A 15,948-nucleotide genomic window follows, 5' to 3' on the forward strand; every position below is an offset into this window, starting at 1 on the left:
TATATCTTAATTGGGAGATAAATAATGAGCAAAGAAAAACCAAATGTTCCTGTGTATTACTTTATGGGTCTGTTGGAAAGTGGCAAGACCAGTGTAATCAAGGACTTTTTACAGAATAATCAGTTCGCCAAAGCCGAGTGTAACCTAATTATCTTAGGTGAGGAAGGCGAGGAAGAAATTGACGAGGAGCTTCTACAGGAAAGTCATTCCAAGATTATTGTGGTAGAGGATGTGGAGGAGCTTTCCACTGAGTTTTATCAGGAGCTTCAGAAAAAATACAAGCCTTCCAGCGTCTTAATTGAGGCCAATGGTATGTGGAATGCGGGAGATTATATGAACATTCCCCTTCCGGAGGAATGGTTTGATTTCCAGAATATCGGCATGGTTAATGCAGAGACCTTCGAGGTTTACCAAAAGAATATGAAGGATCGCTTTGTGGATTTGTTCCGTTATTGCGAGCTGATTATATTCAACCGTTGTGACCACGAAACCCGTCAGCAGGACATTCGTCGTAATGTCCGGGTGGTAAATCGCCGTGCACAGGTTATTTTTGAATCTGATCTGGAGGATTTTGTGGAGGAGGAGCCAGAGCTGCCATTTTCCATTGACAAGGATGAGATTGAACTGGAGCTGGATGACTATGGCGCTTGGTTTGTAGATATGCAGGACCACCCTGATCACTATGACAAGAAGCGTATCATTTTTGACGGCTATCTCTGTTCTGCCCAAAAGGATGGGGTCATTCATTATGGTGTAGGTCGTGTAGGTATGGCCTGCTGTGCCGATGATATGATGTTTTTGGGAATATCCGGTACCGGTGCGCCCTTCAAACAGCTTAATCATAGAAAGAATGAGCGTAAGTGGGGCAAGGTAACTGGCGTTATACATGTGAAGTATGACAGCAATGGTGAAATCGACAATCTTAAGATGAAGGTGGAGGCCTTCACTGAAGAAAAGAAGCCTGAAGACACTATTGTGTACTTTAATTAAGCTGTAGAGGTTATACTTATGAAGCCTGATGTTTTGGAAAAAATACAGCAGGAAACTGCTGATTGGGCGTTTCTTGATGAGCTGCCTAAGGAAATGTATGACCTGGTCTATACTAAACGCTATGAGGAGGTAGGGGATACCTTTGAGCTCTTTTCCTATGTAAATGAGGAGAAGCATCTGGGCCTTGTGGCGTATTATCATCAGGAAACAAAGGAATATAAACTGAAAATTCGACGGGGGCTCACAGAGTTTTGTCTGATGCAGTTTATTACCGCTTCCTTCAGTGAATTTGAGCAGCATCTGAAAAATTACCTGGAATCCGCTGTTCATGATCTGGCTATATATAATCCTGATTCCATAAGCTATGTGACCAAGGCTCTTAATATTACTGAATGGGACTATAAGGATATTTTGCCGGAGGAGCTGGAGGGCTATAAGCTGTTTATTAATCCCACACAAATGGTTCGGGTACTAAATGGCTCCTATATAGTATTTGATTATTCGGATTTTGATATTGAGAGCAACTTCATCATTTATTATAATGAATTCCGCAGTGAATTCTTTGGTGAGGCCCGTATCAAAAATATTCCGGAAATGAATTACACCTTTGACTCCAAAAATCTGGAGGAGCTGGAGGAAAAGTTGAGGGCTCACATGGTGGATCGCTTGCGGGAAATCCGTAAGCGGGCAACTGAATAAAAAATAATTGGCAAATCTCTGAAAGATTATGGCAGCTTTCAGGGATTTGCTTTTTTATTGCCTTGTAAAAGCAGGACAAAAATAATGCTTTGTCGAATTATCTACCAGATAAGTATAGCTTTGTCCGATGTTGCTTTATGGGGTGATACTTAATGATAAATAGATTTAATAAAGGAGTAATCAGAATATTGGCTGCCATAATGAGCGCCTTTTATGTTCTGGTTATAGGCTTTCCGCTGACGGCCTATTCCGCCGGGAATATGCATACAAAGGTAGTGAAGGTAGGCTGGTACGATAGCTATGGATTCCAGGAAACGGATAGTGATGGGGTAAGAAGTGGCTATTGTTATGAGTACCTCTTCAGAGTGGCTAATTATACCAACTGGGACTATGAATTTGTCGATGGCGAATGGCCGGAGCTTATTGAAAAGCTGCAAAATGGCGAAATAGACCTGATGGCTGGTGTATCTGTTACCGAAGAACGCAAAAAGTCTATGCTGTTTCCAGACTATCCTATGGGTACAGATAATTATTGGGTTTTTCAGCATGACAGTAACCAAACCATGAACGCCTATGATTTTTCCACTATGAATGGTAAAAAAATAGGTGGTATCAAGAATAATCGAATGACTTATTTTTTGGAGCTGTGGGCGGCGAGGAATCATGTCGATTTAGATATTATTTATTATGATGGTTTTAATGAAAGGGATAAGGATTTTGCAGCCGGCCTTATTGATGGCGTGGTAGCAGCAGATAATAATATTAAGGTTGATGCCGGTTATGCACCTGTGGTTAAGGTGGGACAGGAACCGTTCTATTTGGCTGTCAATAAAAATAAACCGGATTTGCTGTATGAGTTGAATTATGCTTTGACTGATATTGACAGGGCTGATCCATTCTTTATAAAGAAATTGCAGCTTAATAATTATGGCGCTACCCTGATTAATAGTACCCTTTCCGATGAGGAGAGCAAGTGGCTCAGTAATCATAAGCTATGGCGGGGGGGGTATTTTAAGGACTATATGCCGTTTTGTGGGCAGGAAAGCGATGGTTCCCCGACCGGTGTAATCACAGACGTATTTAATATGATATTGAAAAATCTCAATATTGAAGATAAGGTAACCATAGAGTATGTGGCGTACGATTCCCTAGGGGATATGATGCAGGGCTTTGCCCGCAATGAGATTGATATGTCCTTCCCCGCCTTTGGAGATGTGCGTTACAGCGAGGATAATCAATTCAGCCATACCTCAGAAATCCTGAGCGTTCCTATGAATGTGGCGTACAGAGGGGAATATTCGGATAAAACCTTCGCCACGATTGGCTTGTACCATAATCCAATAAAAAAGGTCTTGAAGCCATATAAGGATAGTGAAATTAAGCATTATGACAGTGTGGAACAGTGTTTTGATGCCATACTGTCCGGGGATGCTACCTGTACGATTATGTCCTCATTGTTCCTGCAGGACCGGCTGAATGATTATAAGTACCACAATATAAAGACCATGCCTTTAGGCACCAGCCTGTCCTACTGTATCTGTGTGCCAAGAAATCATTCGGAGCTGTTTTCAATACTTAACAGAGGAATTGCTCTGATTGATAAATCTGTGGTTTCTGATTATGTTTTTAGATATATTCAGTCCAATGCCAAGTATACATTTGAGGATTTTATCAGAGATAATAGTGTTATATTCATATTTAGTGGCGGTTTGTTTTTCATTCTGTTTTTGTGCGGATTGTACGCATACCTTACTGGACTGAAGCGGGCCAAGGCAGAAGTGGATATACAGCTTAAACGCAATGAAGAGCTTGTAAAGACTGAGAAAAAACAGCATCGTGATTTGGAAAGGGCTCTGGAAAAGGCAGAAAGAGCCAGCAAGGCAAAATCCGAATTCCTATCCCGTATGTCCCACGATATACGGACGCCTTTAAATGGTATTATTGGGCTTATGGAAATTGCTGATCGCCATCCTGATGATGTGGAGCTGTTAATTGCCAACAGAGTTAAGGCCAAGGTGGCGGCCAACCATTTGTTGAGCCTCATTAACGATGTCCTTGATATGAGCAAGCTGGAAAGTGACAATGTTGAATTGGCTGAAGATCCATTCAATATTGAAGAGCTTATGTCAGAAGTAATCGCTATTTGCAGTATAAGAGCACGAGAGAATGGAATTACCATCAAGTATAATGACAATGGTGGCATGAAATATCCTGATGTTATTGGCAGTCCATTGCATTTCAAGCAAATAATGATGAATTTAATAAATAATGCCATCAAGTATAATAAACCTAATGGCAGCATTGATATTTCAGCTCAGCTTGGCTTTGAGGATGAGGATACGGTGACCTATGATATTTTTGTAGAGGATACCGGTATTGGCATAAGCGAGGAGTTTTTGCGTCACATCTTTGAGCCATTTACCCAGGAAAAGGACGATGCCCGCAGCCGTTATCAGGGTACTGGTATGGGTATGGCCATTGTTAAGGCTTTGGTGGATAAGATGCAGGGCAAGATTGTGGTGGACAGCCTGGTGGGACATGGTACTACCTTTGGCGTGACCTTGCCATTTAAGATTAACCATCATGTTTCAGAAGAACATGAGGAGACAGAGAAATCCGACAAGTCTGTTGAGGGGATGCGGATTCTGGTGGTAGAAGACAATGAGCTGAATATGGAAATTGTCACCATGATATTGGAGGATGCAGGAGCCATATTGACGAAGGCAGGAAATGGTCGGGAGGCCTATGACATTTTCATGGAAAAGCCATCTGGTACCTTTGATGCCATTTTGATGGATATTATGATGCCGGAGTGGAACGGCTATGAGGCCACTGTACAGATAAGGAAGGCAAATAAATCTGATGCCCAGAGCATACCGATTATCGCCATGACTGCCAATACCTTTGCAGAGGATATTCAAAAATCCAGGGAGGCAGGCATGAATGCCCATATTGGCAAGCCGATAAATGTGGAGGTGCTTATGTCCACTCTGGAGAAGTTCAGAATTAAGTAGAGAAACCAGCATTGACATATACCTTATGGGGGTATATTATATACCCACATAGGGTATATTTTTTGGCAAGGAGGCATCTATGGAAGAAAATAACAAGCAGTGTTCCTGTGGCTGTGGGGATGTTAAGCACAAACACCGGGACAAGGAGGGAAAGGAATATAAAAGTCTGGTTTCACGTCTTAACCGTATTGAGGGTCAGGTCCGGGGCATTCAACGGATGGTGGAGGATGACCGTTACTGTGTGGACATAATGACCCAGGTAAGTGCCATTCAGGCAGCACTGGGGGCATTTAACAAAGAGCTTTTGGCACAACACATCAAAAGCTGTGTGGTTCACGATATTCGTCAGGGGGATGACGAGGTGGTGGATGAACTGGTGAAGCTTTTGTCAAAAATGGTGCCCTGACTGATGAGGTAATTTAATGAAGAAAGAAAGATTTGATATCACGGGAATGACCTGCTCTGCCTGCTCAGCAAGGGTGGAAAGGGCCGTAACGAAGCTGGAGGGAACAAGTGAGGTAAGTGTAAATCTCCTGACAAATTCCATGCAGCTTTCCTATGATGAAGAAATAATAAAGCCTGAACGGATTATTCAGGCGGTGGAGCAGGCGGGTTATGGAGCAAGTATTAAAGGAAAAAAGACAGATGGTTCCCGCCTGTCTTATGATGCTGGTGAAGCAATACCAGGCAATGAAGCAGATGCCATGAAAAAACGGCTCTTGTGGTCAGTGGTATTTCTTCTGCCCCTCATGTTCATTGCCATGCACCGCATGATATATGCACTGGTGGGATTGCCGGTGCCGGAGATTATGAGGGAGCTTTTTGAAGGACCGCAAAATGCCATTACCTTTTCATTTTCCCAGTTTTTGCTGGTACTTCCTATTATGTATCTTAATCGCAAGTATTACATAAATGGGTTCCGCAACCTTTTTAATGGTGCACCCAATATGGACAGTCTGGTGGGTATGGGCTCCATGGCGGCGGCACTTTTTGGGGCCTTTGCCGTGTTCCGCATGGGCTGGGGCCTTGGCCATGGCGACTTGCCTCTGGTGGAGGAATACAGCCGCAACCTCTATTTTGAGTCGGCGGGTATGATTGTTACCCTGATTACTGTGGGGAAATATTTGGAGGCCAGGGCCAAGGGAAAAACTGGAGAGGCTTTGGCAAGGCTTATGGAGCTGGCACCCCAAAAGGCCACTGTTGTACGTGGGGGACAGGAGGTTTCCCTGGCAGTGGAGGAGCTGGTGGTAGGAGATGAAATTATCGTCCGTCCAGGAGAACGTCTTCCTGCTGATGGAACAGTGATTTCCGGACAGACAAGCATTGATGAATCTGCCATTACGGGAGAAAGTCTCCCAGTATTTAAACAGCCCGGAGACAAGGTAACCTCCGCCACATTGAACAAGGTGGGAGCGATCCATTTCCGCGCCGACAAGGTGGGAGGGGATACTGCCATCAGCCAGATAATCCGGCTGGTGGACGAAGCCAGTGCCAGCAAGGCTCCTATGGCAAGGCTGGCAGACCGCATTGCGGGCGTATTTGTGCCAGCAGTTATTATAATTGCCCTTTTGGCAGGGGGTATATGGCTGGCACTTGGGGAAAGCCTTGAGTTTGCCTTTTCCATAGCCATATCCATTTTGGTTATATCCTGTCCCTGTGCTTTGGGGCTGGCTACTCCTGTGGCTATTATGGTGGGAACAGGGAAGGGGGCAGAAAACGGTATTCTCATTAAATCAGGGGAAGCACTGGAGACTGCCCAGGCCATCGATACTGTAGTAATGGATAAAACTGGTACTATTACTGAGGGGAAACCCCAGGTTACCGATGTGCTGGCAATTAATATGACGGAAGGTGAGCTGTTATCCCTGGCGGCAGCCTTGGAAAAAAACAGTGAGCACCCCCTTGCGGAGGCTGTGGTAAATTACGCGGAAGCCAAGGGAATTACTGCTGTTGAAGCAGAGGATTTTCAGGCGGTAATTGGCCGTGGGGTTCGGGGAATTATTAATGGAGAATCATATTTGGCCGGCAATGAGGCCTTTATGGAAGAGCAGGGAATGGATATATCCGGGTATTCACAGGATTTAATTCGCCTGTCAAAGGAAGGCAAAACTGTGCTGCTCTTTGCTGACGGCAAAAAGCTTTTGGGCTGTATTGCAGTGGCGGATAAAGAAAAGACCTCCAGTCTGGAGGCTGTTAAAGAACTGAGAACCATGGGGCTGGATGTAATAATGCTTACCGGTGACAATGAGCGCACGGCAGAAGCTGTGGCCCGTCTCCTGGGAATCAGCAAATTTATAGCAGGAGTACTTCCGGACATGAAGGAGAAGCAGATTTCTGCTTTGCAGTCTCAGGGCCATAGGGTGGCCATGATTGGGGACGGCATTAATGACGCCCCTGCCTTAACCAGGGCAGATCTGGGAATTGCCATCGGGGCCGGCACTGATGTGGCCATGGAAAGTGCTGACGCTGTGCTTATCAGAAGTGATCTGCTGGATGCGGTAAGTGCCATCAGGCTGTCCAGAGCTGTAATCCGCAAAATAAAGGAGAATCTTTTCTGGGCCTTTATTTACAATATTATTGGTATTCCACTGGCTGCGGGGCTTTTATATCCTGCCTTTGGTATAAAGCTGTCTCCTATGATAGGGGCGGCGGCCATGAGCTTGTCCAGTGTATGTGTAGTTATGAACGCCCTAAGGCTCCGTTCCTTTAAAACTCATAAAGAGGGGACTTTGGCTTCAGATAATGAAAAGAAAAAGGATGGACAGGAGACTGTCAGAAAGGAAGAAATGTTTATGCAGAAGGAACTTAAAATCGAAGGTATGATGTGTGCCCATTGCCAAAAGCATGTTAATGATGCTTTGTCCAAGATGGCAGGGGTTACTGGTGTGGAGGTAAATCTGGAGGCTGGCACTGCAACTGTAACTGCTGACAGGGATATTCCCCAGAATGAATTTGCCAAGGTAATTACCGACGCTGGTTATGAGCTGGTTGGCTGATTGTCTGAGGGGTTGATTGGTAATTAAGGGCTTGACGGACAGGTTTTAACTTTGGGAAAATAAATATTGGTGCTATAAAGGAGTGAATATGGTGAAAACAATTGGCATTATTGGTGGTATGGGGCCCATGGCAACAGTGGATCTGATGAAGAAGATTATCTTGGCAACACCGGCTTCCTGTGATCAGGAGCACATTCCCATGCTGGTGGACAATAACTGCATGGTTCCGGACCGCACAAAAGCCATTAAGGGGATGGGCCCATCTCCGGTGCCGGAGATGATGAAAAGTGCGAAAAGGCTCGTGGCGGGTGGAGCGGATTTTCTTATCATGGCCTGCAACACGGCACATTATTTCCTGCCGGAGATTTTGCCGCATATTAATATTCCTGTGGTTTCCATTATTGATGTGGCAGTGGCCAGCATAAAAGAAAAGGGCTATAAGAGCGTTGGGCTTCTGGCTACCAGCGGTACCATCAGCACAAAGCTGTATCAGAGGGCTCTGGAGGACAATGGCATTAAATGCATTACCCCAGCTGCGGAGAAACAGCATTTTGTGGATGACATGATTTATGACGGGGTGAAGGCCAATAATGAAAATTATGACACCACAGTCGTTAGAAATTTGCTGAAGGAAATGAAGGAGCAGGGGGCAGAGGCCTTTATTTTGGGCTGTACTGAGGTGCCGGTGGCTGTGACCATGTACAATCTGGAAGGGATATTTATTGATTCCACCGATGAACTGGCCAAGGCGGCTGTGAAATTTGCCCGTGCCGATTGAATTTATTGCATTAAGAAAAGCAGAGCCGTAACGGACTCTGCTTTTTTAATAAAGGGAATTGGACTGGTTGACGCAGTCTGATTTTTGATTACATGAAATATTGGATTATCCAGTAGAGGACCGGGGTTACCAACAGGGCCGGCAAATAATCCAGAACCTTTATTTTTGTCAGATTAAGCATATTAAGGCCGATAGCCAGTATAAGCAGACAGCCTGTGGAGGAAATTTCAGCAATTATCTCATCGGACAAGAGTGGTGCAATATATTCTGCCAGCAGCACAATTCCCCCCTGAAAGAAAAAGGTGAATACTGCTGAGCCCATTACGCCTATTCCCATGGTGGCGGTAAACATAATCCCCGATACAAAATCCAGCAGGGATTTGGTGTACAGCATGGCAAAATCAGCCCGCAGGCCGGCATTTAATGAGCCCACAATAACCATGGCACCCACATTCATAATCAGGCAGGAAGTCACAAAGGCATTGGCCATTCTGGCCGCTTCCCCCGCACCGGCAAAATGGGAGGTCAGGCGGGCAGCTCCGCGGTTTATCCGGCCATCAAGATCACATAATTTACCAATAAACACGCCTATTACCACCGATACAATCAGCAGCAAAATATTTTTTTCCACAATGGTGCCCTGAATACCAATAACCACGGTACACAGCCCAAGGGCTTCCATAATGGCATCAGAGATTCTTTGAGGAATACCCTTTCTCAGCAATAAGCCCATGAGGCAGCCGATAATAATGGCAACGGTGTTTACAATAACAGCAAAAATAAGACATCACTCCCCGAAAACTTACAACTATCACTATTTTAGCACTAAGACAGTATCTAATATAGTTAATTGTTGTTAAAATAACTAAAATACAAAAGCACCTTGTGGAGAAACGCCATTAAAGGTCGTCTCATGGGCAAGGTGCTTTTTGTGGTTTATTATTTTATTGCAGCATACCACATTCAATCTTTTCAACGTGGTTTAATTCCAGTTCAAAGTCCAATCCCAGGGCCGGGTTGTTGGCGGAGCGGTAAATCATGTGATCTCCCAGCACTGCATTTGGCTGGCCATAGGCGGCGATTACTTCATCTGCAGAGGAGCCAACCTTTATTCCCTTGGCAGTTCCCAGACCGTTATGGTCGTCCACCTTGATCTTGGTAACTATACCATTTGTCACATACAAATCAAAGATGTGCTTGTATTCGTATTCAACAGCGGTTCCTTTGCGGTCGATTTCATGGGGCTCTCCATGACGCTGACGAACCGCATCAATGGAGGCACCATAAGATATCTGTCCCAAAACCAGCTGGTCATCGGTAAGAGTGCCTGCAGTGGTACCCTGGGCTGGGGGAACCTGTCCAAGCCCTGCTGGCGGAATATTGGACTGATTGTTATTGGCAGCCGGAATGGCCGCATTATTAGGAGCCGGAGCTGCCGGTGCAGCTGTTATTGGGGGCGCCGTATTGGCCACATACAGGGAGTGGATATAAAAATAGGCCATGGTGCCGCCAATTCCAACTAAAAGAGCAACTACAACCGCCAAGATTGCTTTCTTGTTCATAGTATATTCCTCCTTAACAATATCTGAATGAAGCACCATTATGGTGACTATTTGAAACGTCGTATCCAAGTATTGAATTATTAATGACATTATAACCCATTTTTCTAAAATTATCCTTAATTTTTAAAGGAAAGCGGAAAAAGCTGAGATTACCGGTAAAAGACCGTAATCCCAGCTTTTAAAATTATCTGCTAATAGTTACCCTGTCCTTGAGCATTACTGCAGCGAAGTAAAAGGCCACAATGTTTACTGCGGATTTTATCAATAGTCCCGGGGCCGAGGATAATCCTGCCTCTATGCTGTCGTATAGAATAGCTCCGAAGATGGTGTAGCCTGCTGTCATTATCAGGGAAGCTGAAACCAGGGCTATGAAAGTGCGGGTGGATTTAAGCACATGTTTTTCCCCTACATTTTCCACAATGAGGGCGAAGGACAGGGCCATGAGAAATTTTATCAGTATAGTAGGTCCTATCCACAATGGGAAGCCTCCCAACAGATCCGCAAAGGCGGAACCGATACAGCCTGCCCATATTCCCTGCCGGCGGCCTGCCAGCAATACTATGAGAAAAATTGCCGCATCACCCAAATGAGCATATCCCAGAGGAATTGGAATCTTAGGCACAAAGGTGGCTAAAAATACCACCGATGACATAACTGCCACAAGGCACATTTCCCGTGTCGTCCATCTTTGTTGATTAATCGGCGAAATATTCATATAAAACCCCTCCCATATCGCCTACTAAACTTATAGGTTATATAATTTAGATTTTATTATATAACTTTCTGATAGTTTGTCAATAAAAATGTAGTTTTATTTGTGTTCATATCATAACAGGGAAAAAGTCATCATATATGCTGACAGGGACCAGTATTATCATTTTAATAATATTGCTTATATATGGATGGCGTGATAAAATAATATAGCTATTTTGGTGCTGCTGTGAAATACAGCAGCTTCTTTTTTGAGGTGACAGAAATGGTAGTAATTGAAAAGGCTATTCTTCATATTTTAGATGTAAACGAATCAAACGAGGTATTTTCCGACGAGCTGCTGGAAATGAATGAAGCTACGGCAGAATTCCTCATTAAGCACGTGGAAAAGACCATTTCCAGCCAGGATGCCAAGAAGGGCAGCTTCTACGGCAACAGCGAATTTAAGGTTATGCTGGAGGGGTATCTTGCCGGGGAAATGGAGTTTGTGGACTTTTCCCGTCAGGCGGCAGGGGCTCTTTACAAGGTACTGACCACAGCAGAGGCCGTGGCCTCCACAGATTTGCTTATCTGTGATGCCCACATCGATGAAACCAGATATCTGGTTATTTTCAAGTGCAACAACCATCAGGGCTATGTACATCAGATCAACGTGGACGAAAATGGCAAGGTGGCCACCGAGCTGGTGAATAATTACGCCATTCTTCCGGGTCTGTCCCAGAAAATCGACGAATTTGTATTTATTAACTGTGAGACCATGGATATTCTTTCCAAGTCCCGGAAATATAATGTGGACGGCAACAGCATTTTCCTTATTCCCGAGCTGTTTTTGGAATGTGCCCAGAACCCGTCTCCTGCTGAAACCATAAAGGAAATCAACAAGGCAGTAAAGAAGGTCACTGAGGCCTATTGCCAGGATGAGGTGGCGGCAGTTACAGCCGTAAAGAACTTCATTGCTGAAAATATGGAGAAGGAGGCTGTGCTGGATCCTGTGGCTGTGGGCCGTGAGGTTTTTCAGGACAATCCTTCCATGGCAGCGGACTACAATCATGCCATTGAGACTGCCGGCTTTGCTGAGCCTGTGGAGGTAAATCAGGAGGCCACCCTCAAGAAGATGAAGAAGCATAAGCTCAGTACGGATACGGGTATTGAGATTACTATTCCTACAGACTATTTTGAGAATACGGATTTTGTGGAATTTTTCAAGGAGGAGGACGGCTCCATGTCTATTACCCTGAAAAATATCCAGAACATCATTAACAGATGATTTTAAGGTGATTTATGGTTGTAAATGGCAAGCTGGACAACATAAAATCGGGGGTTATCCAGGAGCTGGAGTCCCTTTATGAGCTGGAAATTCCCCAGGGTCAGATCATTACCCGTGAGGCGGCGGAAAAAATGCTGGAGCTTACGGGGATTCTGGCCCGTGAGGTGGCGGTGTACATTAACCGCAAGGGCACTGTGGTGCAGGTTTCTGTTGGTGATGACGCTACTGTGGAGCTGCCGGATATTAAGCAGAGGAGTACCATTCGCCTTTCGGGAATTAGGTGTGTCCATACCCACCCAAGTGCTGATACAAGACTGTCGGCACCGGATTTGTCCTCCCTCAGGAGTATGCGCTTTGACTGCATGGTGGCCATAGGGCTAAAAAAAGACAATAAAATATATGGCAGTCTGGCCTTCCTAAATGGTGAAATGACCGAAGAAGGGGGATACGTGGTAAGCGGTACCAAGGAGCTGCCCTTAAAGGAGCTGAACAATATAGATCTGGTTCAGCTTATTGTGCTGGTAAATAACGCACTGGGGAAGAATCGCCTTAAGGACACGGAGGAGCATACGGAAAAGGCCATTTTGGCAGGCGTTGCCTTCACCTTCCGTAGGGACGACTGGCAGGTGGAGGATTCACTGGCGGAGCTTCGTGGACTGGTGGAAACTGCCGGGGCAGACATAGTGGGTGAGGTTATCCAGAACAAGGACAAGCCGGATAACGCCTATTTTCTGGGCAAGGGCAAGGTGGAGGAAATCGCCATGCTGGCCCAAAATGTGGAGGCGGACCTGCTGGTTATAGATGATGAAATATCTCCTTCCCAGCAGAGAAATCTGGAGCTCAGTACCGGCCTGCGGGTGGTGGACCGTACAGCCCTTATATTGGACATTTTTGCCCAGCGGGCCCGTTCCAGTGCGGGTAAATTGCAGGTGGAGCTGGCCCAGCTGAAATACAATCTGCCCCGTTTGGGGGGGCAGGGGCTGGTAATGTCCAGACTGGGGGGCGGTATTGGCACCAGAGGCCCCGGGGAAACCAAGCTGGAAATGGACAGACGCCGTATTCATGGCCGTATCCACGATTTGGAGGAGCAGCTTAAGAAGCTTAAGAATCAGCGTAAGCTCCACCGTAACCAGCGAAAGCAGTCAAGACTGGCGTCTGCGGCATTGGTGGGCTATACCAATGCGGGTAAGTCAACTATACTTAATGCTTTGTCAGATTCTGATGTTTTGGCCGAGGACAAGCTCTTTGCCACCCTTGATCCAACCACCCGTCTGGTGGATCTTGATGAAAAGCTCCAGATTCTCCTTACGGATACCGTAGGTTTTATCCAGAAGCTGCCCCATACCCTGGTAAGTGCCTTTCAGGCCACCCTGGAGGAAACCACAGAGGCGGATTTGCTGGTCCATGTGGTTGATGCCAGCGACCCTAATTATGAGCTGCAAATAAAGGCGGTTATTAAGGTGCTGGATGAAATCGGGGCAAAGGAAAAGCCCGCCATTTTTGTGTTTAACAAGGCCGACAGGCTGATGGAACAGGGGGGCACGGATTTTGATGCCCAGCGTATGCTGCAGGGCCGCGAAGGTGTGGTAATTTCTGCAAAGAATCCGGGGGATTTGCAAAAACTGCGGGATAAGCTGGCCTCCTTCTTTAATCAGGGGAAGGTGGTTATGAAGCTGTGTATTCCTTACACGGAGGGCAGCGTAATTACCCGTCTCCACGAAGAGGGCAACGTTCTCAATACTGATTATGACGAAAAGGGTACGGTTCTGGAGGTGGAGCTTCCAGTAACCGATGCTGAAGCATATAAAAAATATGAAATTTGATTTAGGGAGTAATTTTTACTAATGGTTTTTTCTGAGAAATTAATTGAATTGAAAAAGCAGGTGCTGGCTGAAAGCCAGCCCATGTTTGAACGCATTGACGCCATTGCTGAGGCCAATACTTTGAAGGTGTTGGATGCCATGCGGGAGTGTCAGGTGGGGGAAGCCCATTTTAATACCACCTCTGGTTACGCTTACAGTGATGTGGGCCGCATGAAGGCTGATGAACTCTTTGCCAAGGTATTTGGGGCAGAAAGGGCTTTGGTGCGTACCCAGTTCGTATCCGGAACCCACACTTTGGCCACGGTTCTCTTTGGTATTCTCCGTCCGGGAGATAAGCTGCTGTCCATCACCGGTGCTCCCTACGATACCATGCAGACAGTTATCGGCTACGCCTCTGAAAGCAAGGGTTCCTTGAAGGAATTTGGCATTAAATACGATGAACTGGATATGGTGGAGGGCAAGGTGGATATGGCCGGCATTGAGGGGAAGATGACTCCCGACACCAAGATGGTGCTTATTCAGCGCTCCCGTGGTTATTCCATGCGTGACCCATTGAGCATTGATGATATTGAGACTATCTGCGCTGAGGTGCATCGCATTAAGCCTGACTGCGTGTGCTTTGTGGACAACTGCTACGGCGAATTTGTGGATACCAGGGAGCCAGTGCAGGTGGGAGCTGATATTATGGCGGGTTCACTTATCAAGAATCCTGGTGGCGGTATTGCCCTTACAGGGGGTTACATCTGTGGCAGGGACGAGCTGGTGGAGCTGGCCTCCTACAGAATGACTTCCCCTGGCATGGGTGATGAGCTGGGAGCATCTCTGGCCAACAACCGCATGATATTCCAAGGCTTCTTTATGGCTCCCCATGTGGTGGCCCAGGCTATAAAGGGTGCAGTATTTGCGGCGGGAATGTTCAGTAAATTGGGGTATAAAACCCTGCCACTTCCTACTGATGTGCGCGGCGATATTATTCAGGCGGTGCAGCTTGATACTCCGGAAAATCTCATTGCCTTCTGTGGTGGCATTCAGAAGTATTCCCCGGTGGATTCCTTTGCAGCCCCTGAGCCATGGGATATGCCAGGCTATGAGGACCAGATTATTATGGCGGCAGGCACCTTTGTTCAGGGTGCTTCCATTGAGCTTAGTGCTGACGGCCCTATGCGTGCCCCATATAATGTATACATTCAGGGGGGAGTAACCTTCGAGCACGCAGTTATTGGAATTATGGGGGCAGCCCAGGCTGTAGAAGATTTAAAGAAATAAATAAAAATTGCAAATTTATTTTTTGACACAAAAACAGAGAGCAGCCCGGAGGCTGCTCTCTTCGTTTATAAATGTTATCGTTTATATGGGTTATGTGATAATTATATAAATTACATCTGGCGGTAGATGCCGATCACTTTTCCAAGGATGGTGACATTCTTCTCGAAGAATGGTTCCATGGAGTCATTTTCCGGCTGGAGACGAATGCAATCCTTCTCCTTGAAGAAGCGTTTTACGGTGGCAGCCTCGCCGTTCACCAGAGCTACTACAATGTCGCTGTTGTTGGCAGTGCTTTGCTGCTTAACCATGATATAGTCGCCGTCATAGATGCCGGCATTGATCATGCTCTCACCGTCCACCTTTAGCATGAAGGTTTCGGAGGTGGTGCCAAGAAGATTCTGAGGGAAAGCAAAAACCTCCTCAATATTTTCCTGGGCCAAAATTGGGGTGCCGGCAGTTACTGCACCTACCAGCGGTACGTTCACAGTGCGCTCCCAAGGCTTGTCCTCCAAAAGATCAATGGCTCGTGGCTTGGTTGGGTCGCGGCGGATAAGGCCTGCGTCCTCCAGCTGATTGAGATAGCCGTGTACTGTGGAGCTGGATTTCAGCCCAACAGCCTTGCCTATTTCACGAACAGAAGGTGGATAGCCCTTTGCCAAAAGAAATTCCTTGATATACTTGTAAATCTGGTCCATGCGCTCATCAGCACAGCGTTTGCGTCCCATTAGTCACACTCCTTACATTAACAATTCTGTACCTATAGTATATCATATATATGTTCTATTGCAAGTGTTCTACAAACAAAAGTGCTGATTATTTTTTAAAATTTTTTGGGTAGAATG

Annotated in this window: 13 protein-coding genes; 9 read left to right on the top strand and 4 right to left on the bottom strand. The window is 45.9% G+C overall.

Annotated features, from left to right (window positions below; all coding sequences use genetic code 11):
• Window positions 1-24 precede the first annotated feature (24 nt).
• The 6 genes from T525_RS14735 (at window position 25) to T525_RS0108000 (ending at window position 8,477) form a co-directional block, all read left to right on the top strand.
• On the top strand, window positions 25-990 hold the full coding sequence (locus T525_RS14735) for a GTP-binding protein (RefSeq protein WP_051533496.1): 966 nt from the start codon (window positions 25-27) through the stop codon (window positions 988-990).
• 18 nt (window positions 991-1,008) lie between these two features.
• Window positions 1,009-1,689, top strand: a complete 681-nt coding sequence (locus tag T525_RS0107980; protein WP_027406772.1) for a hypothetical protein — start codon at window positions 1,009-1,011, stop codon at window positions 1,687-1,689.
• 152 nt (window positions 1,690-1,841) lie between these two features.
• Window positions 1,842-4,703, top strand: coding sequence for a transporter substrate-binding domain-containing protein (locus tag T525_RS0107985; protein ID WP_027406773.1), 2,862 nt, complete (start codon window positions 1,842-1,844; stop codon window positions 4,701-4,703).
• Window positions 4,704-4,782: 79 nt separating this feature from the next.
• Window positions 4,783-5,109 carry a metal-sensing transcriptional repressor gene (locus tag T525_RS0107990; RefSeq protein ID WP_027406774.1) on the top strand — a complete coding sequence of 109 codons (327 nt, stop codon included), beginning with the start codon at window positions 4,783-4,785 and terminating at the stop codon, window positions 5,107-5,109.
• Between the two features lie 16 nt (window positions 5,110-5,125).
• Window positions 5,126-7,699, top strand: a complete 2,574-nt coding sequence (locus T525_RS0107995) for a heavy metal translocating P-type ATPase (RefSeq protein WP_027406775.1) — start codon at window positions 5,126-5,128, stop codon at window positions 7,697-7,699.
• Window positions 7,700-7,787: 88 nt separating this feature from the next.
• Window positions 7,788-8,477: an aspartate/glutamate racemase family protein gene (locus T525_RS0108000; protein ID WP_027406776.1), complete on the top strand. Its 690-nt coding sequence runs from the start codon at window positions 7,788-7,790 to the stop codon at window positions 8,475-8,477.
• 88 nt (window positions 8,478-8,565) lie between these two features.
• On the opposite strand, the gene T525_RS0108005 is transcribed toward T525_RS0108000, so the two are convergent.
• The 3 genes from T525_RS0108005 to T525_RS0108015 all read right to left on the bottom strand — a co-directional run bounded on the left by T525_RS0108005 (window position 8,566) and on the right by T525_RS0108015 (window position 10,754).
• Window positions 8,566-9,258, bottom strand: coding sequence for a DUF554 domain-containing protein (locus tag T525_RS0108005; RefSeq protein WP_027406777.1), 693 nt, complete (start codon window positions 9,256-9,258; stop codon window positions 8,566-8,568).
• A gap of 163 nt (window positions 9,259-9,421) precedes the next feature.
• Window positions 9,422-10,039, bottom strand: coding sequence for a hypothetical protein (locus tag T525_RS16040; RefSeq protein WP_051533498.1), 618 nt, complete (start codon window positions 10,037-10,039; stop codon window positions 9,422-9,424).
• Between the two features lie 184 nt (window positions 10,040-10,223).
• Entirely contained in the window at window positions 10,224-10,754 is a 531-nt protein-coding gene (locus T525_RS0108015; protein ID WP_027406778.1) for an ECF transporter S component, read from the bottom strand.
• A gap of 261 nt (window positions 10,755-11,015) precedes the next feature.
• On the opposite strand from T525_RS0108015, the gene T525_RS0108020 reads away from it, so the two are divergent.
• Genes T525_RS0108020 through T525_RS0108030 form a run of 3 tightly spaced genes read left to right on the top strand, consistent with a single transcriptional unit; the run spans window position 11,016 to window position 15,106 of the window.
• Window positions 11,016-12,017 (top strand): nucleoid-associated protein, encoded by a 1,002-nt coding sequence (locus T525_RS0108020; RefSeq protein ID WP_027406779.1) that lies wholly within the window; start codon window positions 11,016-11,018, stop codon window positions 12,015-12,017.
• Window positions 12,018-12,031: 14 nt separating this feature from the next.
• Window positions 12,032-13,840, top strand: a complete 1,809-nt coding sequence (gene hflX, locus T525_RS0108025; RefSeq protein ID WP_027406780.1) for a GTPase HflX — start codon at window positions 12,032-12,034, stop codon at window positions 13,838-13,840.
• Window positions 13,841-13,861: 21 nt separating this feature from the next.
• Window positions 13,862-15,106: a methionine gamma-lyase family protein gene (locus T525_RS0108030; protein ID WP_027406781.1), complete on the top strand. Its 1,245-nt coding sequence runs from the start codon at window positions 13,862-13,864 to the stop codon at window positions 15,104-15,106.
• A gap of 110 nt (window positions 15,107-15,216) precedes the next feature.
• Here the strand turns inward: T525_RS0108030 and lexA are convergent, their stop codons facing one another.
• Complete coding sequence (gene lexA / locus T525_RS0108035; RefSeq protein ID WP_027406782.1) at window positions 15,217-15,831, bottom strand: transcriptional repressor LexA; 615 nt, start codon at window positions 15,829-15,831, stop codon at window positions 15,217-15,219.
• Window positions 15,832-15,948: the final 117 nt, after the last annotated feature.

Source organism: Anaerovibrio sp. RM50 (assembly GCF_000622005.1).
Taxonomy (GTDB): domain Bacteria; phylum Bacillota; class Negativicutes; order Selenomonadales; family Selenomonadaceae; genus Anaerovibrio.